This is a genomic window from Acinetobacter sp. ANC_7588 (assembly GCF_056783995.1).
The window spans coordinates 14,890-41,051 of sequence record NZ_JBWYIU010000015.1 but is presented as its reverse complement, the minus strand read 5'-3'; the positions used below and the strand labels follow the sequence as shown (position 1 = coordinate 41,051).

At 38.5% G+C, this 26,162-nt stretch carries 27 protein-coding genes; 18 read left to right on the top strand and 9 right to left on the bottom strand.

What is annotated here, in order from left to right; genetic code table 11:
* Positions 1-3: 3 nt before the first annotated feature.
* The 4 genes from AC1M9J_RS13405 (at position 4) to AC1M9J_RS13390 (ending at position 4,352) form a co-directional block, all read left to right on the top strand.
* Complete coding sequence (locus tag AC1M9J_RS13405) at positions 4-1,998, top strand: acetyl/propionyl/methylcrotonyl-CoA carboxylase subunit alpha (protein ID WP_481589515.1); 1,995 nt, start codon at positions 4-6, stop codon at positions 1,996-1,998.
* Complete coding sequence (locus AC1M9J_RS13400) at positions 1,998-2,930, top strand: hydroxymethylglutaryl-CoA lyase (RefSeq protein WP_481952497.1); 933 nt, start codon at positions 1,998-2,000, stop codon at positions 2,928-2,930. The genes AC1M9J_RS13405 and AC1M9J_RS13400 overlap by 1 nt, the downstream gene beginning before the upstream one ends.
* Positions 2,931-3,008: 78 nt before the next feature.
* The gene (locus AC1M9J_RS13395; RefSeq protein WP_481952480.1) at positions 3,009-3,713 is read left to right on the top strand and encodes a CoA transferase subunit A; all 705 of its coding nucleotides are present in this window, start codon (positions 3,009-3,011) and stop codon (positions 3,711-3,713) included.
* 3 nt (positions 3,714-3,716) lie between these two features.
* A complete protein-coding gene (locus tag AC1M9J_RS13390; RefSeq protein ID WP_481952479.1) occupies positions 3,717-4,352 on the top strand; it encodes a CoA transferase subunit B in 636 nt (211 codons plus the stop codon).
* 40 nt (positions 4,353-4,392) lie between these two features.
* Here AC1M9J_RS13390 and AC1M9J_RS13385 read toward each other — a convergent pair whose 3' ends face one another.
* Together AC1M9J_RS13385 and AC1M9J_RS13380 are read right to left on the bottom strand one after the other, a co-directional pair.
* Positions 4,393-5,484 carry a phospholipase A gene (locus AC1M9J_RS13385; RefSeq protein ID WP_228143132.1) on the bottom strand — a complete coding sequence of 364 codons (1,092 nt, stop codon included), beginning with the start codon at positions 5,482-5,484 and terminating at the stop codon, positions 4,393-4,395.
* A gap of 73 nt (positions 5,485-5,557) precedes the next feature.
* Entirely contained in the window at positions 5,558-8,497 is a 2,940-nt protein-coding gene (locus AC1M9J_RS13380; protein WP_481952478.1) for an insulinase family protein, read from the bottom strand.
* A 258-nt stretch (positions 8,498-8,755) separates the two neighbouring features.
* On the opposite strand from AC1M9J_RS13380, the gene AC1M9J_RS13375 reads away from it, so the two are divergent.
* From AC1M9J_RS13375 to AC1M9J_RS13340, 8 genes are all read left to right on the top strand, one after another.
* Positions 8,756-9,760: an adenosine kinase gene (locus AC1M9J_RS13375; protein WP_481593950.1), complete on the top strand. Its 1,005-nt coding sequence runs from the start codon at positions 8,756-8,758 to the stop codon at positions 9,758-9,760.
* Between the two features lie 16 nt (positions 9,761-9,776).
* A complete protein-coding gene (locus AC1M9J_RS13370; protein ID WP_171076765.1) occupies positions 9,777-10,085 on the top strand; it encodes a Rieske (2Fe-2S) protein in 309 nt (102 codons plus the stop codon).
* A 17-nt stretch (positions 10,086-10,102) separates the two neighbouring features.
* Positions 10,103-10,717 carry an OB-fold-containig protein gene (locus tag AC1M9J_RS13365; RefSeq protein WP_035266601.1) on the top strand — a complete coding sequence of 205 codons (615 nt, stop codon included), beginning with the start codon at positions 10,103-10,105 and terminating at the stop codon, positions 10,715-10,717.
* Positions 10,718-11,131: 414 nt separating this feature from the next.
* Positions 11,132-11,323, top strand: a complete 192-nt coding sequence (cydP, locus tag AC1M9J_RS13360; RefSeq protein ID WP_481587955.1) for a cytochrome oxidase putative small subunit CydP — start codon at positions 11,132-11,134, stop codon at positions 11,321-11,323.
* Complete coding sequence (locus AC1M9J_RS13355) at positions 11,323-12,903, top strand: cytochrome ubiquinol oxidase subunit I (RefSeq protein WP_035266593.1); 1,581 nt, start codon at positions 11,323-11,325, stop codon at positions 12,901-12,903. Before cydP ends, AC1M9J_RS13355 begins: the two co-directional genes overlap by 1 nt.
* Position 12,904: 1 nt before the next feature.
* Positions 12,905-14,050, top strand: coding sequence for a cytochrome d ubiquinol oxidase subunit II (gene cydB, locus AC1M9J_RS13350; RefSeq protein ID WP_481952477.1), 1,146 nt, complete (start codon positions 12,905-12,907; stop codon positions 14,048-14,050).
* 26 nt (positions 14,051-14,076) lie between these two features.
* Entirely contained in the window at positions 14,077-14,178 is a 102-nt protein-coding gene (cydX, locus tag AC1M9J_RS13345) for a cytochrome bd-I oxidase subunit CydX (RefSeq protein WP_035266590.1), read from the top strand.
* A gap of 1 nt (position 14,179) precedes the next feature.
* Complete coding sequence (locus tag AC1M9J_RS13340) at positions 14,180-14,476, top strand: cyd operon YbgE family protein (protein WP_092768427.1); 297 nt, start codon at positions 14,180-14,182, stop codon at positions 14,474-14,476.
* Between the two features lie 59 nt (positions 14,477-14,535).
* On the opposite strand, the gene AC1M9J_RS13335 is transcribed toward AC1M9J_RS13340, so the two are convergent.
* The 3 genes from AC1M9J_RS13335 to ftsY all read right to left on the bottom strand — a co-directional run bounded on the left by AC1M9J_RS13335 (position 14,536) and on the right by ftsY (position 17,201).
* The gene (locus AC1M9J_RS13335) at positions 14,536-15,177 is read right to left on the bottom strand and encodes a DUF2057 family protein (RefSeq protein ID WP_481952476.1); all 642 of its coding nucleotides are present in this window, start codon (positions 15,175-15,177) and stop codon (positions 14,536-14,538) included.
* Between the two features lie 113 nt (positions 15,178-15,290).
* Positions 15,291-15,884 carry a nitroreductase family protein gene (locus tag AC1M9J_RS13330; RefSeq protein WP_035266583.1) on the bottom strand — a complete coding sequence of 198 codons (594 nt, stop codon included), beginning with the start codon at positions 15,882-15,884 and terminating at the stop codon, positions 15,291-15,293.
* 237 nt (positions 15,885-16,121) lie between these two features.
* The gene (gene ftsY, locus AC1M9J_RS13325) at positions 16,122-17,201 is read right to left on the bottom strand and encodes a signal recognition particle-docking protein FtsY (RefSeq protein ID WP_035266635.1); all 1,080 of its coding nucleotides are present in this window, start codon (positions 17,199-17,201) and stop codon (positions 16,122-16,124) included.
* Positions 17,202-17,453: 252 nt separating this feature from the next.
* Here ftsY and AC1M9J_RS13320 point away from each other — a divergent pair, with 252 nt between their 5' ends.
* Positions 17,454-18,761 (top strand): M16 family metallopeptidase, encoded by a 1,308-nt coding sequence (locus AC1M9J_RS13320; RefSeq protein WP_481952496.1) that lies wholly within the window; start codon positions 17,454-17,456, stop codon positions 18,759-18,761.
* A gap of 67 nt (positions 18,762-18,828) precedes the next feature.
* Complete coding sequence (locus AC1M9J_RS13315; RefSeq protein WP_481952495.1) at positions 18,829-20,280, top strand: M16 family metallopeptidase; 1,452 nt, start codon at positions 18,829-18,831, stop codon at positions 20,278-20,280.
* Here AC1M9J_RS13315 and AC1M9J_RS13310 read toward each other — a convergent pair.
* Positions 20,277-20,597 carry a hypothetical protein gene (locus AC1M9J_RS13310; protein ID WP_481593956.1) on the bottom strand — a complete coding sequence of 107 codons (321 nt, stop codon included), beginning with the start codon at positions 20,595-20,597 and terminating at the stop codon, positions 20,277-20,279. The two genes, AC1M9J_RS13315 and AC1M9J_RS13310, sit on opposite strands and share 4 nt — an antisense overlap.
* Positions 20,598-20,703: 106 nt before the next feature.
* Entirely contained in the window at positions 20,704-21,063 is a 360-nt protein-coding gene (locus AC1M9J_RS13305) for a hypothetical protein (protein WP_481587962.1), read from the bottom strand.
* Positions 21,064-21,288: 225 nt separating this feature from the next.
* Between AC1M9J_RS13305 and AC1M9J_RS13300 the strand changes: the two genes are divergently transcribed.
* From AC1M9J_RS13300 to AC1M9J_RS13285, 4 genes are all read left to right on the top strand, one after another.
* Positions 21,289-21,522: an SEL1-like repeat protein gene (locus tag AC1M9J_RS13300; protein ID WP_035266572.1), complete on the top strand. Its 234-nt coding sequence runs from the start codon at positions 21,289-21,291 to the stop codon at positions 21,520-21,522.
* Between the two features lie 140 nt (positions 21,523-21,662).
* Positions 21,663-22,046 (top strand): DUF2750 domain-containing protein, encoded by a 384-nt coding sequence (locus AC1M9J_RS13295; RefSeq protein WP_481952475.1) that lies wholly within the window; start codon positions 21,663-21,665, stop codon positions 22,044-22,046.
* 87 nt (positions 22,047-22,133) lie between these two features.
* Positions 22,134-22,565 (top strand): CBS domain-containing protein, encoded by a 432-nt coding sequence (locus AC1M9J_RS13290; RefSeq protein ID WP_035266567.1) that lies wholly within the window; start codon positions 22,134-22,136, stop codon positions 22,563-22,565.
* A 175-nt stretch (positions 22,566-22,740) separates the two neighbouring features.
* The gene (locus AC1M9J_RS13285; protein ID WP_481952474.1) at positions 22,741-23,688 is read left to right on the top strand and encodes a hypothetical protein; all 948 of its coding nucleotides are present in this window, start codon (positions 22,741-22,743) and stop codon (positions 23,686-23,688) included.
* 34 nt (positions 23,689-23,722) lie between these two features.
* On the opposite strand, the gene trpB is transcribed toward AC1M9J_RS13285, so the two are convergent.
* Positions 23,723-24,931: a tryptophan synthase subunit beta gene (trpB, locus tag AC1M9J_RS13280; RefSeq protein ID WP_481593958.1), complete on the bottom strand. Its 1,209-nt coding sequence runs from the start codon at positions 24,929-24,931 to the stop codon at positions 23,723-23,725.
* Between the two features lie 35 nt (positions 24,932-24,966).
* Complete coding sequence (locus tag AC1M9J_RS13275; RefSeq protein ID WP_481952473.1) at positions 24,967-26,154, bottom strand: vWA domain-containing protein; 1,188 nt, start codon at positions 26,152-26,154, stop codon at positions 24,967-24,969.
* Positions 26,155-26,162 lie beyond the last annotated feature (8 nt).

Sequence of the window (26,162 nt, the reverse complement as noted above, 5' to 3'; positions counted from 1 at the left end):
TATATGTTTAAAAAAATTCTCATTGCAAACCGTGGCGAAATTGCATGTCGTGTGATTCGTAGTGCACAAAAATTAGGTATCGCAACGGTTGCAGTTTACTCAGATGCAGATACCCAAGCGCAGCATGTCAAATTAGCGGATGAAGCTATTTATATTGGTGAATCCCCTGCTGCACAAAGTTATTTACAAGCAGATCGTATTATTCAAGCTGCACTTAAAACAGGGGCTGAAGCCATCCATCCAGGTTATGGTTTCCTATCTGAAAATGATCAATTTGCGGAAGCTTGTGAAAAAAACAACATCACCTTTATAGGGCCTCCAGTGGCTGCCATCTTAGCCATGGGTTTAAAGGCAACATCTAAAGCATTAATGGAAAAAGCAGGTGTACCTCTCACCCCCGGGTATCATGGTAGCAATCAAGATGCAGATTTCTTAAAACAACAAGCTGATCAGATTGGCTATCCTGTACTGATTAAAGCCAGTGCAGGTGGTGGTGGTAAAGGCATGCGCTTAGTTGAGCGTGCTGAAGACTTTCTTCCTGCACTGAACTCATGCAAAAGTGAAGCGAAATCAAGCTTTGGCAATGATGACGTTCTAATTGAACGTTATGTTGTCAATCCTCGTCATATTGAAGTGCAAGTTTTTGGTGACAAACATGGCAATTATGTTCACCTCTTTGAACGTGATTGCTCTGTGCAGCGCCGTCACCAAAAAGTCCTAGAGGAAGCCCCAGCCCCTAAAATGGCCGAAGTTAAACTCGAAGCGATGCGTGAAGCTGCGATTAATGCTGCCCGAGCAGTAGACTATGTCGGTGCTGGAACGGTTGAGTTCATTGTTGAGCAAGATGGTACAGCTTACTTCATGGAAATGAACACTCGCCTTCAAGTTGAACACCCTGTGACGGAAATGATCACAGGACAAGATTTGGTTGAATGGCAATTACGTGTTGCTTATGGTGAACCTTTGCCAAAACAACAGTCTGAATTAAAAATTCATGGCCATGCACTTGAAGCTCGTGTTTATGCAGAAGAGCCAGAGAAAGGATTTCTCCCAGCAATTGGAAAAATTAATTATCTACATTATCCGACTCAAAATGAATGTGTCCGTGTTGATAGTGGCATTGTGCAAGGTGATGAGATCACAACGTTCTATGATCCAATGATTGCTAAACTCATCGTATGGGGAGAAAATCGTGAAGCAGCACTCGTCCAAATGCATCATGCTTTGAGCCACTTTCATGTCGAAGGCTTAGGCAACAATATTGCATTTTTAGATCGCTTAGTGGCATGTGACTCTTTCAAAAATGCCAACCTAGATACTAATTTAATTCAGCGCGAAGATGAGTTCCTATTTAAAACCACTACTCCTTCTTCGTCTGAAACAATTGTCACAGCAGCATTTATTGAACTGCATTCTCAGTTAAATGAATCCAAGCGTACAAGCCATCCAGTTTGGAAAGCAAAACCCCTGTGGAGAAGTAATGTTGATGCGCGTACACCGATAAAACTTGAACATCTCGGACAAACGTATCAAGTTGAATTTATCTCAACTTCACAAGGGTTCGAAGCACAGCTTGATGGCGAAAGCTACGCTATCTCAGGTCAGTTGCTCAATGAAAATCTCATGGCGATCTATACCTCTTTCGGTCAAGAGAAAATCAGTTTTAAAAAAACCAATTATGCGGTCACCCTATTTAAAAATGGGCAGACTTTTAAATTTGAACTCATCAAACCTAATTTTAATACAAATGATCAATCTTCATCTGACTCAAATCTAAAAGCACCAATGCCGGGTGCAGTGACACAAGTATTTGTTTCAGCAAATCAACGTGTAAAAAAAGATGAAGTGTTATTAACGTTAGAAGCAATGAAAATGGAATACGCTATACGTGCACCATTTGATGGTGTCGTAGTCGCAGCTTATTTCCAACAAGGTGATCAAGTGAAAGCTGGTGATGAGCTGGTTGAGTTTCAAGCTGCTGAGGAGAATGCGGCATGATGAAAACAACCAATCAAACCACACTAAATCACGATAATTTTGTGAAAATCGTTGAAGTTGGACCTCGTGACGGTCTTCAGAATGAAAAAACACCCTTAACATTCGAAGACAGACGCAATCTTATTCTTGATTTGATGAAAACTGGTTTGAAGAATATCGAAGTCGGTTCTTGTGTATCTGCAAAGTGGGTACCTCAAATGGCAGAAAGTGATCAACTCTATGCTAGCCTACCACATGATGAAGATATCCAGTTCAGCTTACTGACACCAAACCTTAAGGGATTCGAATCAGCTTTAGCTGTAGGCTGTAAAGAAGTTGCGGTTTTCACCGCTGCTTCTGAAAGCTTCACTCAAAAGAATATAAATTGTTCAATTGAGGAAAGTTTTGAGAAGTTTGCTGATGTATTACAGTTTGCTCAACAACATGATATTAAAGTACGCGGATACGTTTCATGTATCGTCGACTGCCCCTATGAAGGTCCAATTGATCCATCTAAGGTTGCTGAAGTCAGTGCAAAGTTAATTGATCTAGGTTGCTACGAAGTATCCTTGGGTGAAACCATCGGCACAGCTACACCTGATCGTGTTTCCAAGGTTTGGAATGCATGTTTGGAACGAATTGAACCACAACTTTTAGCTGGTCATTTTCACAATACCTACGGCATGGCAATTGCCAATATCTATCAATCACTGACACAAGGCATCCGCATATTTGACTCATCGATTGCAGGACTTGGCGGTTGTCCTTATGCCAAAGGTGCTTCGGGTAATGTATCCACTGAAGACTTATTTTATCTCTTGTCCAATATGGGCTATGAAACTGGCATTGACCTAGATGCCCTGATGCTTGCGAGTCGTAACATTAGTCAAGTTTTGCAACGAAACAATCCATCTAACTATGCCAATGCGTATTGGCAAAAAAAATGTGCTTAGTACGTATCAGCATTATGAAATGATGAAGATCGGAAGCTGATTCAGGATGAACAAAATAAAAATACAATGAGGTGTTCAATGACGAACAAAGTGTATGAAAGTGCTGAAAGTGCACTGAACGATATCATTCAAGATGGTCAAACCTTAGCTGTTGGTGGTTTTGGCTTATGTGGTATTCCTGAGGCTTTGATTGCTGCCCTGAAACAAACAGGAGCTAAAGAGCTGACTTGTATTTCAAACAATGCAGGTGTAGATGGTTTTGGTTTGGGATTACTACTCGAAACAAAACAAATTAAAAAAATGATCTCGTCCTATGTCGGAGAAAATAAAGAATTTGAGCGACAATACTTAAATGGTGAACTTGAAGTCGAGCTAACCCCTCAAGGCACTTTGGCTGAAAAACTCCGTGCTGGTGGAGCTGGGATTCCTGCATTTTTTACCCAAACAGGCGTAGGTACGTTGATTGCAGAAGGTAAAGAAGTACGTGAGTTCAATGGTAAAGAATATATTTTAGAACCCTCTTTAACTGCAGATGTCGCTTTGGTCAAAGCGTATAAAGCAGATAAGGCGGGTAACCTAATCTTTAGTAAAACAGCTCAAAATTTTAATCCCGTTTGTGCGATGGCTGGGAAAATCACAGTCGCTGAAGTTGAGGAAATTGTAGAGATCGGTGAGCTCGATCCCGATTCGATACATTTGCCCGGCATTTATGTAAATCGTATCGTTCTTAACACTACACCAGAAAAAAGAATCGAACAAATGACCTTAAAGGCGGAGGCATAAGTTATGGCATGGACGCGTAAGGAAATGGCACAACGAGCTGCCTTGGAACTCGAAGATGGATTTTATGTCAATTTAGGGATTGGATTGCCTACATTGGTTGCGAACTATATTCCTGAAAATATCAATGTCTGGCTCCAATCTGAAAATGGTTTGCTGGGAATTGGCGAATTTCCAACAAAAGAAACCGTAGATGCTGACCTGATTAATGCGGGTAAGCAAACTGTTACGGCGCGAGCAGGCGCTGCATTTTTTTCCAGCGCTGATTCATTTGCCATGATCCGTGGTGGGCACGTGAATATAGCTATACTTGGCGCTATGGAAGTCTCTGAGCAAGGTGATCTTGCGAATTGGATGATTCCAGGGAAAAAAGTCAAAGGTATGGGTGGAGCAATGGATTTGGTGGCTGGCGTACAAAAAGTCGTCGTGCTAATGGAACATTGTGCCAAAGATGGCACCCCAAAAATTGTTCCGCAATGTTCACTGCCCCTTACAGGTAAAGCAGTCGTTCATCGCGTGATTACAGATCTAGGGGTTTTGGATATCACGCCTCAAGGGGTAAAACTGATAGAACTGGCTCATGACGTCAACTTTGATGAGATACAGAAAGTGACTGGAGTTCCCCTAATTCAATCGCAATAAGATCGCTAAAAAAACCACGCCTAAGCGTGGTTTTTTTTATTTAGAAAGCATTCATTAAAGAGACGCCAATACCCGCATAGGTAGCACGATGATTATAATCAATCAAACTCTCACCATACCCATCGAATAATTGAAAATGACCTCTAAGTTTGCCACTGATTGGAAATGCCCAATCAAATTGAACAGCTCCTCGAGAATCATCCCCACCCTTAAGTGAATGTCTTAACATCAAACTAAAATCATGATCATTCCAACGGTAAAAAGTCGTTAAATCACCACGACCAATATAGTTTTTAATGTCAGGATTGTTATCATCATTGAAATCTTCTTCGATTCGATACCAAGGTCGAATCATCATAGCGAAATTATCACGCTCAAATCCTAAGTTCAGCATCACACGGTTCCAACTACGTGATAAAGGATCCGAACGTCCATTTGATTGATGATTCAGCGTTAAACCGAGTAAGCGACCATTTAAACCTAAAAATTCATAGTTGGTTCGAAACACAATACTTGCTTCAGGTTCATAATTCGTTTCACGAAATGGTCGTGATTCTTCAGAGTTGTAAACCTGCCAACGAGAGGACTGGGTATAACCCAACCAAATATCGCCATTATTCCCGATTAAGTTTTCAACAGCTTTAGTTTTGAGTGAAATTTGAAACTTGGACTCTAAAGACTTTAAATTTTGATCATCTTCTACGGTGTTTTGAGGATTTGGACTCGATGGAAATTCGTTCTTATCAGACGTCCAAAATGCAGGAAGTAAATAGACAGGTTGATGTGCACGGATATTCCATGTACCTAATTTACTGTCTTCAGCCAATTCCCATCGTTTATCAAGCAACGATGAATTCGGTGTAATTACAGGACCTTCCACCGAAAACAAGTTTTCAACTTTTTGTTCGATTTTAGACTTTAAATCCTGTGGTTCAACCTGCGGTGCTGGTATTTCACGCGCAGCCTGACGCTCAGAAACATAAGCAGGTTGCTCAAGTTCAGGGGCTTTGAACAATGCATCATAACAGGCTAAACGCTCTGCATTTGAATCAAGTGCAACGCACGCTTGTGGTGACGCTGGATTCGCTGGTACCACATCTGTTGCCCAAACTGTCTGTATAGGCAAACACATAAACGACGACACACCCAACCATATTGGTGAACGTTTTATTCTATTTCGCATTGGCTAAGCCCCATTTTTAATTTTAATTCACTTGTTTTATTGAAAACCCAAGTTCTGCAAGTTGCTCTTTTTTAGCCATTGGTGCTACAACAGCCTTCGTTGGTTTTTGATTCACTAAATACGTTTCTGCTACACGCTTTAGATCATCTAACGTTACATTGAGCAAACGCTCTCGTAAAGTTTTTCTGAATTGAGGCGTGCGTCCATGCAATAATGCATAACATGCAGTAATTGCTTCACCTGCTGGAGAACCTGGCTTATCCATGCTCGATACAAGACCCAGAATCGCCTCTTCAAGTTGGTGTGGTTTTTGTTCAGTATTCAATAACCAATCAATACTTGCTTCAAAATCTTGGAAAGTTTCTGCTAAACGTGGATCACGATAACTATAGAATCTAAATGCACAAGCATTGCCATCATAGCTTGCACCACCACCATAAGCGCCTCCTTTTTCACGGATTGCACTGTGTAGGAAACCATTTCGTAGATAAGCCGCAAGCACCATTAACGGTGCTGCATCCGGATGAGAAACTTCAACTGCTGGATAAGCAGAAGCACAGAATTGGACATTGGATTGAATCAGCCATGCTTCGTCATTTTGCGTTTGTTCAAAATTAACTTCAGCAAGATGCACTGGCTCACGCTTCACTTCAAGTTTATCCCAAACATTTTGAATTTCTTCAATTAAACGTTCAGACTGTTGCTCTTCACAGACCAGTAGGAACTGTTTAGGCGCGAGTAACAACAAACGGTGAATATTTTGCAACTCTTGAATGAGGTTCGCATATGCTTGTTCATCTGTTTCAATGCTTTGAACAAGCTCGCTCAGCCAATTAAGCGCACCTAAGCCGGTATTATTATAATCACGTAATGCCAATGCACTCATATTACGAGAAGCAATCTGCATGGCATAGCTATGTCCAGAACCAGACAAACGGGATGCCCAACGCGTCTTACGCTGTTGTAAAAGTTCAATAATACGGTCCTTTTCATCAAAACGCAGTTTCTCAAATGCCAGTTTTAACAATTGAATCGTATCTAGTTTGTGGGCAAGCGATTTGGTTGTCAGCGTTAAAAATGCGCTAATTTTACCTTTATCATCAACTTTACTACGTAGAGAAGCCCCCATACCAAGGCCACCACTTACCGCTGTTTGTAATTGCTGTAATTCTAAATAATTATATTGACCTGCACCAACCTCCCCCATGAGCACGGAGAGTAAGTTAAAGTAAGGTGATTTCACGACTTGATCAGGAATTTGAATAATCACTTGTTGATAATAAATTCCGTTAGTACCAGCATGGTATAAGTTCAAGGGTGTATCTAAGTTATTAGAAATGATTTCTCTCAATTGACCTTGAACGACTGGAAGTTCGGCAGGAATATCTTCTAAACCAACTTTCGGCAATAAATCTAAGTTATCAGGAGTTGCCTGTCTTTCATTTAATGCCTCAGTCTGGCGTACAATTACCGCTTTTTCATCATCTGTTAAGCGTGCGCCTATATCAGCTAAACGCTGTTTTTCTGCTTCAGCCTCTAATTTCGACTTATTCGCATCTGGTACAAGCGTCATCTGTACACGATGCGGATTATCAATCAAATGGGTCTTAATCAGATTAGGCAACCACATCGGGTCTTTCAACTGCTCTTTCACTTGCTCAATGGTCGAATCTACGTCCCAAACATGTATTGGATCATTATGATGAATTGCACTGCTTAAACCATTGAGGATGAGGCTTAGACCATAAGGCGTGCCATCTCCACCAATTTCTCGTTGGTGTAATTCAATTTGATGCAAAATCGCATCAACCAATGACTGATCTACAGGCTTCGAGGCAACCTCGTTCAGCACATTCAACACACCGTTTTTGAATGTTTCTGCATGTTCAGGATTTGAACCTTGAATACCGCAGTAGAAAGTCATTTCATAGTTAGAATCATCAAGACCTAAAATTGGTCCTGTAGATTGAGCATAACCACACGTTTCTAAATAGTGACGTAATGGTGAAGCAGAATCTTCCAATAAGATCCCTTCAGCCAAACGTAAGCCTAAACGAAGTTGAATATCACTAGATTCAGGAAGTAACCATGCCAGTACATGGTAGGTTTTATCTTTCAAATCTTCAGCATCTACCGCGTAAGTCTCTGTCACCTCAATAGGTGCTTCTAGACGCTGTTCTGGTGTCGAATATAAGGTTTGACCTTTCTTAAACTTAGATAACGCTAAAGTTTCAAACTGCTCTTGTAACTCATAGGCAGATTGATTACCAAAAGTCATGAAAATAGCGTTACTTGGATGATAATGTGACTTATAGAAACTGACTAACTCTTCGTAAGTTAAATCAGGAATATCCTTAGGATCACCACCTGAATTATAGTGGTAAGTCGTTTTAGGGAATAAATGATGAGCAAGTTGGTGATATAACTGATCTGAAGGTGAACTCATTGCACCTTTCATTTCATTAAAAACCACACCCTTGTAAACAGGCTCACCATTTTCCAACTCAATTCGGATACCTTCTTGAGCGAAATCCAAAGGGTTTAAATTGGCTGCAAATGCTGCATCCAAATAGACGGAAAGTAAGTTTTGGAAATCTTTTTTATTCTGTGTCGCAAATGGATAAGCTGTCCAATCGGCAGCTGTAAATGCGTTCATAAACGTATTTAGAGAACGACGGATCATTAAAAAGAATGGATCACGTACAGGAAATTTTTCAGAACCACATAATGCAGTATGCTCAAGAATGTGTGCTTCGCCTTTTGAATCCATCGGTTGTGTACGGAAAGCAACTAAAAAAACATTTTCATCATGTTCAGTTGCTAGATGAAAATGCACAGCGTCAGTTTCTTTATGACGGTATTCTGAAACTAATATATCGAGTGCGGCTACATGATGTTGACGTACCAACTGAAACGCGGGATGAACGGTGTTTTGAATGGTTTCAGTAACATCTACGGTCATGTGTGCTCCTTAATTTACATAAATTTTAACAAAGATCATTATACTGATAGTTCAATACAATTCATCATTTATACAACAAACTCCAACTATTTTCCGAGTAAAATAGTCAGATTAAAACTAAATCAATAAAACTATATCTGAATTAAATGATTCATTTCGATTAAATGTGGGTTAAAGCTTGAAAATCAAGCTATACGCTACTGAATTCAATCGCATTGGTGTAAAATCGTTTTCTTTTTTCGTGATGTGAATTTAGACATGGCTAAAGTTGACCTTTTTGCGATTGGCAATGCCCTCATTGACCAAGAATTCAAAGTATCTGATGAATTTCTTTTAGAGCAAAATTTGCAAAAAGGTACTATGCAGCTTACAGATGGGGAAACTCAAGCCCGTCTATTTCAAAACTTAAAAAATTCTCAAGAATATAAAGGTCAAGCCTCTGGGGGATCTGCAGCTAACTCAACAGTGGCTTTTAGTGCCTTAGGTGGTCAAGCGTTTTATGGATGCCGTGTCGGCAATGATGATCTTGGAGCGTTGTACTTAAAAGGTCTAAATGATGCAGGAATACAAACCTCTGAACGTTCGATCAGTGAAGGCGTAACTGGGACTTGCATGGTTTTGGTCAGTCCTGATTCAGAACGTACCATGCATACTTTCTTAGGTATTACAGCTGAACTCAGTAATGAACAAATTGATTTTGAAGCGCTAAAAACCGCTAAATGGTTATATATAGAGGGTTACCTTTCTACGAGTGATACAGCACGAGCTGCCGTAAAGCAAGCGCGTGCAATTGCGAAAGCAAATAATGTCAAAATTGCGTTAACGCTCTCTGATCCTGCTATGGTGCAGTATGCGCGTACAGGCTTGGACGAATTATTAGATGATGGTGTAGATGTTCTATTCTGTAATGAACAAGAAGCATTGATGTATACACAAACTGATGACTTACAAAATGCTCTTGCTGCACTTAAAAAATTAAGCTCTACCGTCATTATTACGCTTGGAGCAGACGGCGCTCTTGTAGCAACGGAATCAACTGAACTTCAAGTGAAAGGACGTAAAGTTGTTGCTTTAGACACGAACGGTGCTGGTGATGCTTTCTCTGGTGCATTTTTATATGCATTAAATGCTGGTAAAGATTTACAAACAGCGACTGAATTGGCTATTTTAATCTCAAGCCAAGTGGTTGCTCAATTTGGTCCACGTTTAGACGTAGCTGATTACGCTAAACTTCTTAAAGAATTTCAAATAGAAGTCGCATAAAATGAATAAAATTTGCATGACTGAAGACATTCCTGAAAGAGAATCTCGATCTTTTGAAACTGAAAATGGTGACAACATTTTCATTACGCAACGAGATGGTTGCTTCTATGCGTATCAAAATGTATGCCCACATTTGCAAGTTGAGCTCGAGTTTCTTGAAAATCAATTCTTAGATCGTGATCAAGAGTTCATTGAATGCTCTACTCATGGTGCTTTATTTGATGTAGAAACTGGTGTGTGCATTTCAGGCCCATGCCAAGGTGAATCTTTAGAAAAAGTCGAGATTAAAGTTCATTCTGATGGTGGAATTTACTTAGAATCTTAAGTCATGAGGTGAAGGACATGCTGGCATTTTTAATGGAAATTGATTTAATGCCATTTCATATGTGCGTGTTTGCATTGCTAATGCTCAGCATGGCTGAAACCTTAGGCTATTTTGTTGGCTTAAGACCTAGTCAATTTATAAAAAAATTAACACCTTATTGGCTTATTCGCCTTCCTTTGCTTCAAGTTAAATTTTCCAAAGTTCTCATTCTTGTTTTTTTTCTGATCAATTTTAGTTTTGCTGGATATTTTCTTCAGCTCATTGTATTTGCAAGCCAGAAAACCTTTCTAGCTTGGTACTATGTTTTATTACCCGCTTTAATTATCGCAATCTTCTTTACGGTATTTATGATTCATTGTTTGGATCAAGTAATCAAACCTAAATACAAATCAGAGCACTCAAATTTGCTTGGTCGACTAGCAACTGTTTCTAGTGGTAATGCACGACCTGGTTTCTCTGCTCAAGCACGCGTTCGCGATGAATTCGGTCAATTACATTATGTACAAGTTGAACCAGAGTTTGGGGAACTTGAATTTCAATCTCAAATCCTCCTGATCCGTGCAAAAAGATCTCATTTTATTGCTAAAAAAATTGCAAAAACAAATCAACTTTTCAATGTTGATCAGCATTAATTAGCTATTAACACCCCACTTCAATTATATGCATTTGATTTGAAAATAGTTCATTCAAGGTATTTTGTGACGCCTATTAAATTTAAATCCAACCAACTCAACGATTATATAAAAATTAATAAAATCCTTATAACCAACCATTTCAATCAGATTTAAAACCAACTAATTTAATAAACTTTAAAAAATAATCCTATTATTATAGTTGGAATTAAAACATTAATACCAAGTATTTTAGTCTATTTTATTTTTTAATATAACCATTTTAGTAGGATTTAATTTTATTAAAAATAAAAATTATAAATAACTGTTTTTATTATATTTTTCATATTAAAAATATTTATGACTATAAAGTATTTATTTTAAATAAAAAAAAGATAATAATAATTAAAATAGATTCAAATAATGCATTTAAATATGATGATTAAACCTTCAAGTTTAAATAAAAATTTAATCAAAGAGATTACTCTGATTCTTATTATCAAAGTAATCATTCTTATCGTGATTAAAAATATCTGGTTTGATGCACCTACCATTCCCAAAAACTTTGACCATCAAGTCGCTGAACGAATTACGGGCAGCGAACTTAAAATGAAGGAGACACGTTGATGATTTCTGAAAGCGTGGTCGATCTATCGCGGTTTCAATTTGCAATGACCGCAATGTATCACTTTATATTTGTACCCCTCACTCTAGGTTTGGCATTTATCCTTGCCATCATGGAAACCACCTATGTCATTACAGGCAAAGAGATTTACCGAGACATGACCAAGTTTTGGGGTAAGTTATTCGGGATCAACTTTGCTTTAGGGGTAACCACTGGACTAACGATGGAATTCCAGTTTGGTACAAACTGGGCTTACTACTCACATTATGTAGGTGACATTTTTGGTGCACCATTAGCAATCGAAGGATTAATGGCCTTCTTTTTAGAATCTACTTTTATTGGTTTATTCTTTTTCGGCTGGGAACGTCTTTCTAAAGTCCAACATTTATGTGTGACATGGTTAGTGGCTTTAGGCTCTAATATGTCAGCACTTTGGATCTTGGTTGCAAATGGTTGGATGCAAAACCCTGTCGGTGCCGCATTTAACTATGAAACCATGCGTATGGAACTGGTAGATTTTGCCGCACTAATCTTTAACCCAGTGGCACAAGTTAAATTTGTCCATACTGTTTCTGCGGGTTACGTGACTGGTGCAATTTTTGTATTGGCAATTTCAAGTTATTACCTACTTAAAAAACGTGATTTGGCCTTTGCCCGTCGTTCATTTGCCATTGCTGCTATTTTCGGTCTTGCTTCGACATTATCCGTAATTTTACTGGGTGATGAATCAGGATATGAATTAGGTGATGTTCAAAAAACTAAACTCGCTGCAATTGAAGCAGAATGGGATACACATCCAGCTCCAGCTGCATTCACATTATTTGGTATCCCCAATCCCGAGACGCAAACAACAGACTATGCTGTGAAAATTCCATATGTCATGGGTTTAATTGCGACTCGCTCTACAACTGAACAAGTCACAGGGATCAAAGATTTAATCGCACAACATGAGCAACGTATCCGTAATGGTATGGTCGCTTATGCACAGCTTGAACAACTTCGTGCTGGAGATCAATCACCAGAACTCAAAGCTGCATTTGACGAGACTCAAAAAGATTTGGGTTATGGTCTATTGTTGAAGAAATACACACCAACTGTAGTTGATGCTACTGAACAACAAATTAAGTCTGCAGCTTTAGATACTATCCCTCATGTTCCAAGTTTATTTTGGGCATTTAGAGCGATGGTGGCGTCAGGTTTCTTAATGCTCTTGTTGTTCATTCTTGCAACGTATGCCGTCATGAAACGTAATGCTGAAAATAAAACTTGGTTGCTCAAGTTTGCACTGATCGCCCTTCCACTTCCATGGATTGCAGCTCAAACAGGTTGGTACGTTGCTGAAGTTGGTCGTCAACCATGGACTATTGGTGAAGTTTTACCAACACACCTATCTGCATCAAGTATTAGTTCAGCGGATGTATGGGGTTCAATTTTAGCACTCGCTGCTTTCTATACAGTACTACTCATTATAGAAATGTATTTAATGATCAAGTTCTCAAGATTAGGACCAAGCTCTTTACATACTGGTAAGTATCATTTCGAAAAACTAGCAGCAGCCAATAAGTCAACTGAGGAGATTTAACATGATTGAATATGAACTTCTCAAAATCATTTGGTGGGTATTGGTCGGCGTCCTCCTTATTGGGTTTGCTTTGACTGATGGATTTGATATGGGCTCTATGGCTCTGATGCCGTTCGTCGGTAAAGACGATGAAGAGCGTCGTGCTGCTATCAACACGATTGCACCACATTGGGATGGAAACCAGGTGTGGTTTATTACGGCGGGTGGTGCACTTTTCGCAGCTTGGCCAATGGTATATGCAACAGCTTTCTCGGGTATGTACTGGGCGCTGTTACTCGTATTATTTGCTTTATTCCTTAGACCTGTTGGTTTTGACTATCGCTCTAAGCTCGAAAATACTAAATGGCGTAATGCTTGGGATTGGGGCTTATGCATTGGCGGAGCAGTACCAGCACTCGTTTTTGGTGTTGCATTTGGCAATATGTTCCTTGGCATCCCCTTTACACTTGATGAAACTGTTCGTTCAACTTACACAGGAAGCTTCTTTGCACTTTTAAATCCATTTGCCTTGGTCTGTGGATTGGTGAGTTTGACCATGCTTGCTGCTCATGGTGGTGCATGGTTAATGCTACGCACTGAAGGTGCATTAAGAACACGCTCTGCTCAAGCTACACGATATATGGGTATCCTTTTTCTCATCTGTTTTATCGGTGCTGGTGCTTGGTTATATTTCGGCAATATCGAAGGCTACACACTTGTAACCCCTTATGATACGAATGGTGTAGCTAATCCACTTGCTAAAGAAGTACTCACTAATGCCAATCATGGCTGGATGAACAATTATTCTATTTATCCAATCACAATATTGGCACCGGTAATGGCGATTATCGGAGGAATAATTGTGGTTTTAGCATCGTCTAAAAATAAAGCGGGACTTAGTTTTCTGGGTACATCGTTCGCTGTGATTGGCACAATTCTCACTGCTGGTTTTGCCCTATTCCCATTCCTGATGCCATCTAGTATTCATCCAAACATTAGCTTGACGATGTGGGATGCAGTATCTAGCCAAATGACGCTTTCAGTAATGACTGTTGCTGCGTGTATTTTTGTTCCGCTGATCTTGGCATACACCACTTGGTGTTACTACAAAATGTGGGGTGTGATCACCAAGAAACATATTCAAGACCACACGCATAGTCTGTATTAAAACCGAATCACTGTTAGGAGATAATTATGTGGTACTTCGCATGGATACTAGGTGTGTTAATGGCATGTTTCGCGAGTGTACTTGCAGCCATTTACATGGAACAACATCAAGACTTAGATGGTGAATGAAATGAGTGAGCTTGCAATGTCAAATTCTGAAAAACGTAAATACTCATTCGCAATGATCATTTCATTTCTGATGGCATTGCCTCTCGCTACCATATTACTCATCCACCCAAGTCTGATGTTGGATGCAAGTGGTAATTACAGTCATCGTGCCATGATGCTGATTATGATTGGAATATCTGGTGGATTTATCCATGGCGTAGGGTTTATACCACGTTATTGGATATGGAAGTATTTATTTAGTCCATTTGTAGCATGGCCATTGATGATTTATGGTTACTATACTTGGCTGTTCACTTAATTTATAAAAAAGCCCTCTATGAGGGCTTTTTTATATCTGTTTATGAAATATTAAATGTTTTATTGCGTTACAAGCCAAGTCATAAATTTTTGACGTTCCTGCTTTGAAGAATTTTTCCATACTTCAATCAACGTCTGACCAACATGAGTATTTGAATTTGTATTTTTAATGTCAGCTTGTTCCACTGTTTGAGTATTTATTGATGATGAACTTGACTTGGTCATTGGGCTAGCTTGTGGCTCATTATGCAATATCTGATTGATCGTACCGCCTAGCAAACTTTGCGAGGTCATTTGAACAATCAGATTATTTGAAATGAGTTGATTATTTTGATTATAAATTGCCAATTGAGGATTTTTGGCGAATGTTTTTGCTTGGTCCAAATCTCGTGGTGGATGAATTAAATCCAATTTGTATGACTTATTATCCTCTAGGGCTGGCAATTTCAAAGTAAGAATATCCGACTTTACGATCTCATGATTATTTAAAGGTAGTTCAAAGTATTGATTATATCGAACATTCACCAAAGGTTGATTCACATCAATTTGGTATTGTTTTTTTGATTTAAATAGTCCTGATTTAACCTCTTGATTATTCAATGAAATTACGACCAGTTCCTCTGGAACCACCAAGGTCGCCGCTGCAAAAATTTGACTGCTCAAACCCGTAAATATCAATGCAGACGCAATTTTTAATTTCATAAATAACTCAATATTAGATTGTTAGATATGACTACTATGCTACCAAGCGATGACAATTTAATGACAGAACTCGTCATAAAAAAAGGCACCGAAGTGCCTTTATATGATTTGGATTAATTAAAAGTTTTAAAACGAATCTCGTCATCAATAAACGTTTTATCTCCAGCAGGCGCTTCGATTGAACCGAGCACAAGCTGAGCACGAAGTTTCCAAGAAGCTGGAATTTCAAATGTTGAAGCCACTTCTTCATCCACAATTGGATTGTAATGTTGTAATGATGCTCCAATATTTTTTTCTGACAATGCAGTCCAAACCGCAAATTGAGCAATAGCTGTTGAATGTTCAGACCAGATTGGGAAATTCTCAGCATAAAGTGGGAATTGCTCTTGTAAACCTTTCACCGTATCTTGATCTTCATAAAACAATACAGTTGCATGACCCGCTTTAAAGCTATTGATCTTATTTTGAGTTCCCTCAAATGCTTCTGCAGGAACAATTTTACGTAAAGTTTCTAAAACGATATTCCAAAATTTGTCATGTGACTCACCAAAAAGTGTTACAACACGTGATGTCTGTGAGTTAAATGACGATGGACTTTGACGTACCGCTTCTTTAATGGTTTCTTCAATCTGAGTATTGTCTAAAGAAACATTCTTACCAATTGCATAGATGGTACGGCGATTTTTAATTTGATTTAGAAAAGACATAACTTATTCCTTATTTTTAACATTCATTGTGTGCTAACGATGATGCTATCTTATTCATATTACGAAACCTTTTCAGCCTTATCTTTATAACAAAGTGTTCTATTTTTGGAACAAATTGCGTATTTAATGTATTGAGTCAAAAAATTCGGCTTTCTCAAATTTGAATAACTTAATGAATTTTAAGTATTTATAATAAAAGCTCCGTATAAGGAGCTTTTTAAATTAACCCAAGAATAATTATTTTTCGTTATCGAATAATGCAGCGACAAATGATTTTGCTGAGAACGGTCTCAAATCATCAATCTTTTCACCTACACCAATAAATCGGATTGGCACATGTGTGCGGCTCGCAATGTTAAATAGCACACCGCCCTTTGCCGTACCATCCAATTTGGTAATAGTAAGACCCGTTAAACCTACAGCTTCATCAAACATTTCAACTTGGTTAATCGCGTTCTGCCCTGTGCCAGCATCCACAACAAGCATCACTTCGTGCGGTGCAGTCGCATCAATTTTCTGCATAACACGTTTTACTTTTTTGAGCTCTTCCATCAAGTGACCTTTGTTATGCAAACGCCCTGCGGTATCTGCAATCAATACATCGATCCCTTTCGCTCGTGCACTTTCAAAAGCATCAAAGATTACAGAAGCACTGTCTGCACCATGACCTTGTGCAACGACATGAATATCGTTACGTTCACCCCAAATTTGTAGCTGTTCAGTCGCCGCAGCACGGAAAGTATCGCCTGCCGCGAGCATGACTTTTTTACCTTCACCTTGCAATCGTTTTGCGAGTTTACCAATCGTGGTTGTCTTACCTACACCATTTACACCCACAACCAAAATCACATAGGGATTTTTATTCGGATCGATATGTAACGGTTTGACACGTGGTGCTAATAAAGCAACTAATTCTTCTTGAAGAGCTTTATAGAGAGAATGAGAGTAGATCAAATCGCCACGCGCAGTTCTTTCAGTCAAATTGGCAATAATTGTTTTCGTCGCCTCTACCCCAATATCTGCGACCAATAATTGCTCTTCAACTTCTTCGAGCAGCTCATCATCAATCTCTTTACCACCGACTAGAATATTCATCATTCCATCAGCTAAATTTTTACGAGATTTTGATAAGCCTTCTTTCATACGACTGAAGAAACCACCTTTCGGTTTTGTTTCTTCAACGGCCGGCACCGTTTCCAGCTTTTCTACTTCATTGTTTTCGATAATAGGCACATTAACGGCCGGGAGGCTCGGTAAGGTGACATCGTCATCACCAATATCCGCATCAATCAAGAATTTATTTTGCTGTTCTTGCATGCCGATTCCTTGAAAAGCATTGCGATTAAAAGAATGGAGTTTAGCATAGATTGCTTTAAATTCACGATCTGCAATTACTTTTAAAACAATCAACCAAATTGCAACAGTTCAATCTTGAATAAATATACGACATCATCAAGAATAATTTTAAAGTCATTATTCGGATTAATTGTGTCTCTCAGCCGGCTCAAATTCTCTCTGCACCTCATTTTCAAACAGACAATCATCATTGCTGCGATTACATCAGCACCGATGATGACATTTGCAAATCAGCAAACTGCTCAACTCTCTCGAAACACCGTCGAAACAACACTGGATAATGGTTTAAGAGTCATTATTAGAGAAGATCACCGCGCACCTGTAGTAATTAGTCAAATTTGGTATGCCGTCGGCAGTAGTGACGAGTCAGGGAATTTACTCGGCATCTCACACGTACTAGAACATATGATGTTCAAAGGCACTAAAAAAGTACCGAATGATGAATTTACACGCCTTAGTCGAATTTATGGTGGTAGTGTCAATGCATTCACATCCACAAATTACACCAATTACTATCAATTCTATCCTAAAAAATATCTTCCACTGGCATTAGAGTTAGAAGCAGATCGAATGCAAAATTTAGTTCTGCGCCAAGAAGATTTCGAACCCGAAATTAAAGTCGTAATGGCTGAACGACGGCAACGAACAGAGGACAATCCTCGCAACCTTGCTTTTGAAAGATTTAAATGGATTGCATACCCGACCAGTCACTATCGCCAACCAGTGATTGGCTTAATGAAAAATCTGAATAACATTCAATTGAATGATTTAAAACAATGGTACGAAACTTGGTACGCGCCGAATAATGCAACATTAGTCATTATTGGGGATGTAGATCCTGAACAAACCATTCGAGATGTCAAAAAATATTTTAATAAGATTCCAAAAAAATCAGTTCCTGAGCGAAATGATGTGCTTGAATTTTCAAGAATTGGATATCGCTTCATGCAGCAATATCAGGCTGTACATGTTCCCAACTTGTTTATGGCTTGGAATGTCAATTCCATTAAAACAGCAAAAAACCCTCAAGACGCCTACGCTTTAACCATTATTCAAAATCTATTGGACGGCGGAATTTCAGCACGTCTACAAGAGAGACTGATCCGAGATAAGCGAATTCTGACCTCAATTAATGTGAGTTATGATCCATATAATCGTGGGGATAGCCTTTTTTTAATCTCTGCCATACCTGCTGAGGGCATCAGTCTTGAGCAAGCGCAAAAACGCATACACCGGGAACTAGATTTATTCAAATCAGAATTGGTCAATGAAAAAGAACTCAATCGGGTCAAGGCGAATTTCATTTCAAATTTAGTGTTCAGCCAAGATGATATTATTGGGCAAGCTCGACTCATTGGTTTGCTCAGCATCAATGATCTAGACTATCGCATGATTGATCAACTCCCTGATTACTTCGATAAAGTCACACCGCATGATTTACAACGCATTGCCAATATTTATTTTAATCGTGACAATTTGAGCATTTTACATCTTTATCCTGAACAGAAAAACAACAACTAGGCGTTTTATGAATTATTTGTCTTCTCTATTTTTAACGAGTGTATTGTGTGGCGCCATCTTGAGTTCAATGTCGCATGCTGAGGAACTTATAGAAGCTGAACCAATTGAACAAATCATCGAAGAAGATTCCAGTGGTCTAAGCTCAATCAAAAACTTGTTAAGCTTAAAAGAGATCAAAAAAAATTCGCACAATTATCAAGCGCCTTTTGTTCAAGAACTTAAAAACTCTTTAAATGTACGAACCTTATTTGTCGAAACGAATGATCTGCCAATGGTCGACATTCAAATTACATTTAATGCTGGATCTGCACGAGATGAAGTCATAGGTAAAGGACTTTACGGTATATCCAATATGACAGCTCGCCTTATGCTTGAAGGAACAGATCAGCTCAGTGCCAAACAGATTACCACCACATTTGAGGGATTAGGCGCCAAATATTCTTTCAATGCCTATCGCGATATGTTTGTTGTTCGACTAAGAGTGTTAAATGATCCTGAAAAATTTGACCCTGCATTGAACTTACTACTGCATTTAATCAAACATGCCACCTTCAAACAATCAGGCATTAATCTCGCGCTCAGTAATACTCAAATTGGGCAAAAACAACTTCAAGAGAATCCATCTAGACTAATGTCAATACAACTGTACCGTATGCTGTATGGAGATCATCCATATGCTCAACCAACAGCTGGGACAGTCGGTAGTTTAAAAAACATTACGCCTGAATTACTCAAAGAATTTAGAGATCGATTGCTTGTCGCTCAAAATTCCAATATAGCAATCACAGGACAACTCACTCAAGATCAAGCTCAACAGATCTCGGAACTGATCAGTATCAATTTACCGCAAGGGCAAAAGCAGCCCGACCTTCCAACTCCCGTCAGTGAATCAGGTTTTAAAATTTCAGTACTAAAACGCGAAAGCCTACAAGCACATGCATTATTGGGTCATTTATCTTTAGAACGAGCACATCCAGACCGTGCCGCTTTGGAAGTTGCCAACAGAATGTTTGGTGGTGGGAGTTTTAATTCAATCTTATCAAAAGAGTTACGAGTTAAACGAGGACTCACCTATAGCGCATCGAGTACGCTGACTACACCACAGGTACCTGGCGTTTTTAGTTTTGGATATGCGACACAACAAGACCAATTGCTCGAAAGCTTAAAGCTCGCACATCGAGTATTCATTGACTTCAAAAAACAGCCTATTACTGAATCTTTGCTTAAAGAAAATAAAGAAAGTATTCTTCGGTCTTTTCCAATGACCTTAAATAGCAATGCAAATATTAATGCCCAAATCGCATCAATTGGTTTTTATGGACTTAATTCCAATTATCTAAATGAGTATCAGGAGCAGATTCGAAAATTAACTCGCCAAGATATTCAAAATGCAATACAAAAACATTTACACCCCGATCAAATGACTGTTATTGCTGTCTCTGACCGTGTCACTGCCAAGGAGATCGAAGAAATACTGAATCAAAATCTTGGGCTCAATCTGAATAAGATTGAAAACTAATCCAACTTTTCAATCGCTGGATAAATTTTTATATGAGCATTCTCGATATGATAAGCATTCAGCAAACGATAAAATTCAATATTTTTAATCTTAGGTTTTGCAAGTAACAAATTTGCCATTTCATGCGTTCGCTCTAAACGATTTTGAGCCGCGAGCGCTTGAACTTGTTCAAAGTGGGCTGAATTAATTGGACGATTCAGTGCAATACTAGAGACAATAAGAATAAAAAGTACAATGCCTATGATGAAAGCATTTTGAATCTGCTCAATATTTAATTGTGAGAAAAGATCAGACGAAATTTTTTTTAAATGGAGCATGTACAACCTCGGATTAGCTTAAGTGTAATCCGAGATGCTTTAAAAATATAGTGTTAACGTTGATTTAAAGAAGAACCATTATGCAAAAAATGGCGCTTATTCACCTTTAAGAGACAACATTCTGTACAACACCAAAATATAAGATAGCAGCGATCACCGCGAGTACAATAAAAATAGTGAAAACACTCAAACCACCTTCAGCATCATCAGGGTGTTCTTCGTCAATGACGGCGATACGTTTTAGTTCGCCGTCATAGTAGCGATAAAATTCAGCTTTCGCTGCAGGATCAAGCGTCTGCGTGTAATCATGCACACGTTTACGCTGCTCTAAACAGTAGTGACCTAAATGGATTTCTTGATGAAAAATTGCTTCATCAAGTTGTTTTTTATGATGATGTGCAAGCGCAATAATATCGGATGGCTCTGGTGGATTGCCAAATGTGAAACCATCAATGGTATTAGTCATAAGTCATTCTCCTTTATAGTTATTTACAGTTTTATCATAAACCCAATATAAAATGATTAAAGTTTAATCATGTAAGTATTTTTTAAAAGATTTATCTTGAAAATTTATTTGACAATTAACGCAAATTGTAATATTAGTTTAATATTACTTTGTTATATTCCATTTTGACCTAATTTAGGTCCTTATAACTGTAGTACTAATCATAATTAGAATAAGGAGTTTTATATGATTAAACAATTCTCTCAACAAGACCTCGAACATATGTATTCGAATGCTGTAAATACCATTCAATTTGAAATGAATTTTACAGACGCAGTTTCAGAACTTGAGAATGCAGCACGTGCGGGTCATGGTAAAGCAGCGATGTTTCTAGCTGAACTCTATCTTCAAGGTTTCCGTGTAGAACGTGATTCTTTGAAAGCACAGTATTGGCAAAACATGGCCACAATGCAAGCATAAATAAACGTCACATTCGTGGCGTTTTTTTAGCTCTTTTATTTACATATTTGCTTACCAAACTTTAAATTAATGCAACTAAACTTTAAGAAAAAATCATTAGACTGAACTTATCATCATTGGTAATGAATCATCGAAAGATCATGAACACCTTTGTACAGTTGCAACCAAATTCAAAGCATTTTTTACTCAAAGTTAATATCCTTAAAACCATGATGTATTGTGGAGTACTGTGGGGACTGTACAATCCAGAACATCAAGGTTGGGCCATTCGATCAATCAATCAAGAATACATATTCCCCTTCTGGCTCAACTCAGTCCAGGCTTTACATTATGCAAAAATTCACTGGCCGCACTATCAGCCTCGAAAAATAACGTCTGATGATTTTAAAAATTCACTACTCCCAACCCTAACGCGACTAAAAGTCACACCTGCCCTGTGCAATAATCGAGATCGCCACTTCAAGCTCACTATTCCACACATGCAGATGCTATTTTTTCAAAATCATTTGAGCCCATCTATTTAGCAGAAAATTCCACTAAAACAATTGTAAAGATTTAAGATTTCAGTTATTAACTTATACATGGACGAATAACCAACAAGAGGAACCTTTATGACAACAGTAGCTCAAGTCCTACAAAATAAAAACAATTCAGAAATCTCTACCATCACACCTGATGCTACGGTTTTAGAAGCAATCACATTAATGGCAACAAAAGGTATTGGTGCCGTTGTTGTCGTACAAGATGAAAGACTTGTTGGAATTTTATCTGAACGGGATTACACGCGTAAAATTGCACTTATGCAACGTACATCCGACTTAACTACAGTCTCAGAAATTATGACTGGTACGGTTTTATCTGTAAGCAAAAGCAACACCGTAGATGAGTGTTTAGATTTAATGACAGAACGTCATATTCGCCATCTGCCAGTATTAGAAGACGATAGACTCGTCGGAATTGTATCTATTGGTGACTTAGTTAAAGCCGCGATGGAAGACCAAAAAGTGTTGATTGAACAACTTCAACAGTATATTTCAGGATAAAGCTAAGCTCCCATCTCGGGGGCTTTTTTGATAATTCAATCATGATCTCAATTTTGAACAATAGATTGAAATTGGTCATCTTTTGCAATGATTTTCTTTTATTGAGTCATTGAACTATTTAAACAGCATTAGTAAAGTCATTACATTATGGAATTTTTTTGCCTAAGGACTGATGATGTATAAGATGATGTATAAAAAGTTATTGTGTTACACCGCTTTATTTGTAACTGCTTCCACTTATGCATCTGAACTTGAACCAACGATAAAGAATCAAATAGAGCTGCTAAAAAAAGCAAAAACATATCAAAAAAAGACACTCATCACGCCTGCATGCAATACCTATGAAAAAGCCTACAAAATGGGATATTTAGGGGCTGATCAAGATATGAAAAATCCAAGAAAAAACAAAGAATTTGTTGAAGCCGCCCTGCAAACTTCTGCCTGTTATACAAATTTGAATTATACAGAACAACCCCAAAAATGGCTCGAAGGTACTGTAACGCTATTTAAGTTAAAAAATTATTTTGCAGTCCCAAACTTAGATGGCCGACTCAAAGAAATTCAAGATGAAATGATGTCGATCGCAGAAGTGCTATATTTCAAAAAAAATGCTGACTATCGCAATCCCTCTTCTGAAGTGACCAATGCCTGTGCTGCATCTGAAATTGGCTTCAAGATTGGTTATTTAGGTGATCCTGATAAAGCTAAAGATCCTGCATTCAATGCAACATACGTACAACATGGTTTATTTCATGCCGCTTGCGTTTCTCTACTTCCATCCAAGGCTAAATCTGAGAATCCAGCATTTACGAGTTATTTGTCTTACGCAATTTTAAAAGAACTTGCCACCAAATATGACAGCAAAAAAGCACACGAACTAAGTGCACCAGCTGATGAAATTATGAAAACCATGGTTCAAGCTCAACAAGCTCAACAAGCTCAACAAGCTCAACAAGCTCAACAAGCTCAACAAGCTCAACAAGCTCAACAAGCTCAACAAGCTCAACAAGCGACTGAAACACTTGTTCAAGATCTTTCAATCGAAACGCCGCTCATTCCTATTGAAATTTCCTCCTTTGAAAATATTCTTACGCCTTTGAATGAAGAACCACCAGAAATGTAATTAAAAAAACCAGCCAAAGCTGGTTTTTTATGTGTTAATTTAAACCTAATTTTTCTGCCACATAGTCCGAGTCTTTATCACCTCGACCTGATAAATTCACCACCACAATGGTATCTTTGGACAATTGTGGAGCTTCGCGTATCGCCCAAGCAACAGCATGTGAACTTTCTAATGCAGGCACAATCCCTTCAACTCGAGATAGAGTCATGAATGCATTCAGACATTCTTCATCAGTTGCTGTTGAATACTCAACACGACCAATATCTTTTAAGAAACTGTGTTGAGGTCCCACACCAGGATAATCTAATCCAGAAGCAATCGAATGCACAGGTAATGGCTCGCCATTTTCATCTTCCAGCACATAACACGCCATACCATGAAGTTGACTTGGTTTACCTAAAGTTAATGTTGCCGAATGTTGATCAGTATCTAAACCATGTCCTGCTGGTTCAACACCAATCAATTTCACACTACCATCATTAAGGAATGCACTGAATGCTCCCATTGCATTTGAGCCACCGCCAACACAAGCAACAATATAATCAGGATATTTGTTAAATCTGTCTTGTGATTGAACTTTAATTTCATCACCGATAATTGCTTGGAAATCACGCACCATTTTAGGAAATGGATGTGGACCAACGACTGATCCGATGGCATAAATAAAGCTATCAGGGTCTTTCAAATACTCTTCGAAAGCACTATCAACAGCATCTTTTAATGTTGCTGTTCCACGAGTGACTGAAATTAGATTCGCACCCAAAATTTTCATTTTCACGACATTTGGATGTTCTTTTTCAATATCAACTTGACCCATATGAATTTCACATGGGATACCAACCAAGGCACAAGCGGTGGCTAATGCGACACCATGTTGACCTGCCCCAGTTTCAGCAATGACTTTTTTCTTGCCCATGTATTTAGCAAGTAAAGCTTCACCCAAACAATGGTTAATTTTATGTGCACCTGTATGGTTCAAATCTTCACGCTTCAGATAAATTTGAGCACCGCCCAATTGTTCTGAAAGTCGTTTGGCATGAAATAAAGGACTTGGACGACCTACATAATGCGCAAACAGCTCTGAAAGCTCATTTTGAAATTCAGGTGTTTTACGAATTTCTTCATAAGCAACATTGATTTCATCCATTGCTGCTTTTAAATGAGGTGGAATGAATTGACCACCATATTCACCAAAAAAACCTTCTTCATTTGGCAATGCCACACCATTGATTTGATAGCTCATATCAAGATCCTTTAGATGAATATTATTTAAAAAAGTTAGCGCGAGAGGAATTTAGTCATATATTCAATGCCTTTTAAAGTCATTGGATACATATGATCTTCAAATATTTCTTTGATCATTCCTATCGTTTGAGTGTAATGCCAGTAATTCTCAGTTTCAGGATTCAACCAAGCCGTCTTTTCATAATGCTGGCGCAAACGACGCAACCAAATTTCACCCGACTCTTCATTCATGTATTCGACAGAACCACCAGCAGATTTTAATTCGTATGGCGCCATACTTGCATCACCAACAACAATCACTCGATAATCTTTACCATAGGTATTAAATAAATCTAAGGTATTCATTTTTGTCGAAGTACGGCGATGATTGTCTTTCCAGACGTAATCATAAAGACAGTTATGGAAATAGAAATATTCTAAAGTCTTAAATTCTGTTTTGGCTGCACTAAACAGTTTTTCACATTGTGCAATATAGGCATCCATAGAACCGCCTACATCGAACAACATCAAAACTTTAATTCGATTACGACGCTCTGGCACCATCTGTACATCAAGAATTCCCTGCTTAGCCGTTTCGCGAATCGTTTGATCTATATCAAGCTCTTCTTCCGCACCTTGACGCGCAAATTTTCTCAGACGACGCAACGCCATTTGCATATGACGTGTTCCCAAAATTTGATCATCATCAAGATTTTGGTATTTACGTTGTTCCCACACTTTCACCGCAGATTTTTTACGTCCCGGCCCTCCAATTCTCACCCCCTCTGGGTGATCACCAAAAGCTCCAAACGGTGAAGTGCCACCAGTGCCAATCATACGATTACCACCTTGGTGTTTTTTATGTTGCTCACGCAAACGCTCTTCCAGCATTTTCATGAGCTCTTCTAAAGAACCTGCTCTTTGTAGTGCTTCACGTTGCTCTGGCGTTAAGTGTTTTTCAAGGAGTTCTAAATCAAACCATTCTTTAGGAAGTTGATTAACTTTACTGAGTAAATCAGCTACATCAAAGGTTTGAATGCCCTGAAAATAATCCTTCATAGCACGATCATACTTATCGAAGTAACGCTCATCCTTGACCATGACTGTCTTCACAAGCTGATAAAAATCATCTTGATCTGCAAAAACCAAACCTAGACTAATTGCTTGATTTAAATCAATCAGCTCGCGCGTCGTTACGGGGATTCCGTATTTTCGCAAGGTGTAAAACAGTCTTACGAACATAGTATCAC

Coding starts and splice junctions, on each gene's coding strand:
- AC1M9J_RS13300 (WP_035266572.1), top strand. CDS start 21,289: ATGATTAAACAATTCTCTCAACAAGACCTCGAACATATGTATTCGAAT.
- AC1M9J_RS13275 (WP_481952473.1), bottom strand. CDS start 26,154: ATGTTCGTAAGACTGTTTTACACCTTGCGAAAATACGGAATCCCCGTA.
- AC1M9J_RS13310 (WP_481593956.1), bottom strand. CDS start 20,597: ATGCTCCATTTAAAAAAAATTTCGTCTGATCTTTTCTCACAATTAAAT.
- AC1M9J_RS13285 (WP_481952474.1), top strand. CDS start 22,741: ATGTATAAGATGATGTATAAAAAGTTATTGTGTTACACCGCTTTATTT.
- cydB (WP_481952477.1), top strand. CDS start 12,905: ATGATTGAATATGAACTTCTCAAAATCATTTGGTGGGTATTGGTCGGC.
- AC1M9J_RS13395 (WP_481952480.1), top strand. CDS start 3,009: ATGACGAACAAAGTGTATGAAAGTGCTGAAAGTGCACTGAACGATATC.
- ftsY (WP_035266635.1), bottom strand. CDS start 17,201: ATGCAAGAACAGCAAAATAAATTCTTGATTGATGCGGATATTGGTGAT.
- AC1M9J_RS13405 (WP_481589515.1), top strand. CDS start 4: ATGTTTAAAAAAATTCTCATTGCAAACCGTGGCGAAATTGCATGTCGT.
- AC1M9J_RS13335 (WP_481952476.1), bottom strand. CDS start 15,177: ATGAAATTAAAAATTGCGTCTGCATTGATATTTACGGGTTTGAGCAGT.
- AC1M9J_RS13375 (WP_481593950.1), top strand. CDS start 8,756: ATGGCTAAAGTTGACCTTTTTGCGATTGGCAATGCCCTCATTGACCAA.
- AC1M9J_RS13320 (WP_481952496.1), top strand. CDS start 17,454: ATGATGACATTTGCAAATCAGCAAACTGCTCAACTCTCTCGAAACACC.
- AC1M9J_RS13305 (WP_481587962.1), bottom strand. CDS start 21,063: ATGACTAATACCATTGATGGTTTCACATTTGGCAATCCACCAGAGCCA.
- AC1M9J_RS13315 (WP_481952495.1), top strand. CDS start 18,829: ATGTCGCATGCTGAGGAACTTATAGAAGCTGAACCAATTGAACAAATC.
- AC1M9J_RS13385 (WP_228143132.1), bottom strand. CDS start 5,484: ATGTGTTTGCCTATACAGACAGTTTGGGCAACAGATGTGGTACCAGCG.
- cydX (WP_035266590.1), top strand. CDS start 14,077: ATGTGGTACTTCGCATGGATACTAGGTGTGTTAATGGCATGTTTCGCG.
- AC1M9J_RS13295 (WP_481952475.1), top strand. CDS start 21,663: ATGAACACCTTTGTACAGTTGCAACCAAATTCAAAGCATTTTTTACTC.
- AC1M9J_RS13365 (WP_035266601.1), top strand. CDS start 10,103: ATGCTGGCATTTTTAATGGAAATTGATTTAATGCCATTTCATATGTGC.
- AC1M9J_RS13380 (WP_481952478.1), bottom strand. CDS start 8,497: ATGACCGTAGATGTTACTGAAACCATTCAAAACACCGTTCATCCCGCG.
- AC1M9J_RS13290 (WP_035266567.1), top strand. CDS start 22,134: ATGACAACAGTAGCTCAAGTCCTACAAAATAAAAACAATTCAGAAATC.
- AC1M9J_RS13400 (WP_481952497.1), top strand. CDS start 1,998: ATGAAAACAACCAATCAAACCACACTAAATCACGATAATTTTGTGAAA.
- AC1M9J_RS13370 (WP_171076765.1), top strand. CDS start 9,777: ATGACTGAAGACATTCCTGAAAGAGAATCTCGATCTTTTGAAACTGAA.
- AC1M9J_RS13390 (WP_481952479.1), top strand. CDS start 3,717: ATGGCATGGACGCGTAAGGAAATGGCACAACGAGCTGCCTTGGAACTC.
- AC1M9J_RS13355 (WP_035266593.1), top strand. CDS start 11,323: ATGATTTCTGAAAGCGTGGTCGATCTATCGCGGTTTCAATTTGCAATG.
- trpB (WP_481593958.1), bottom strand. CDS start 24,931: ATGAGCTATCAAATCAATGGTGTGGCATTGCCAAATGAAGAAGGTTTT.
- AC1M9J_RS13340 (WP_092768427.1), top strand. CDS start 14,180: ATGAGTGAGCTTGCAATGTCAAATTCTGAAAAACGTAAATACTCATTC.
- cydP (WP_481587955.1), top strand. CDS start 11,132: ATGATGATTAAACCTTCAAGTTTAAATAAAAATTTAATCAAAGAGATT.
- AC1M9J_RS13330 (WP_035266583.1), bottom strand. CDS start 15,884: ATGTCTTTTCTAAATCAAATTAAAAATCGCCGTACCATCTATGCAATT.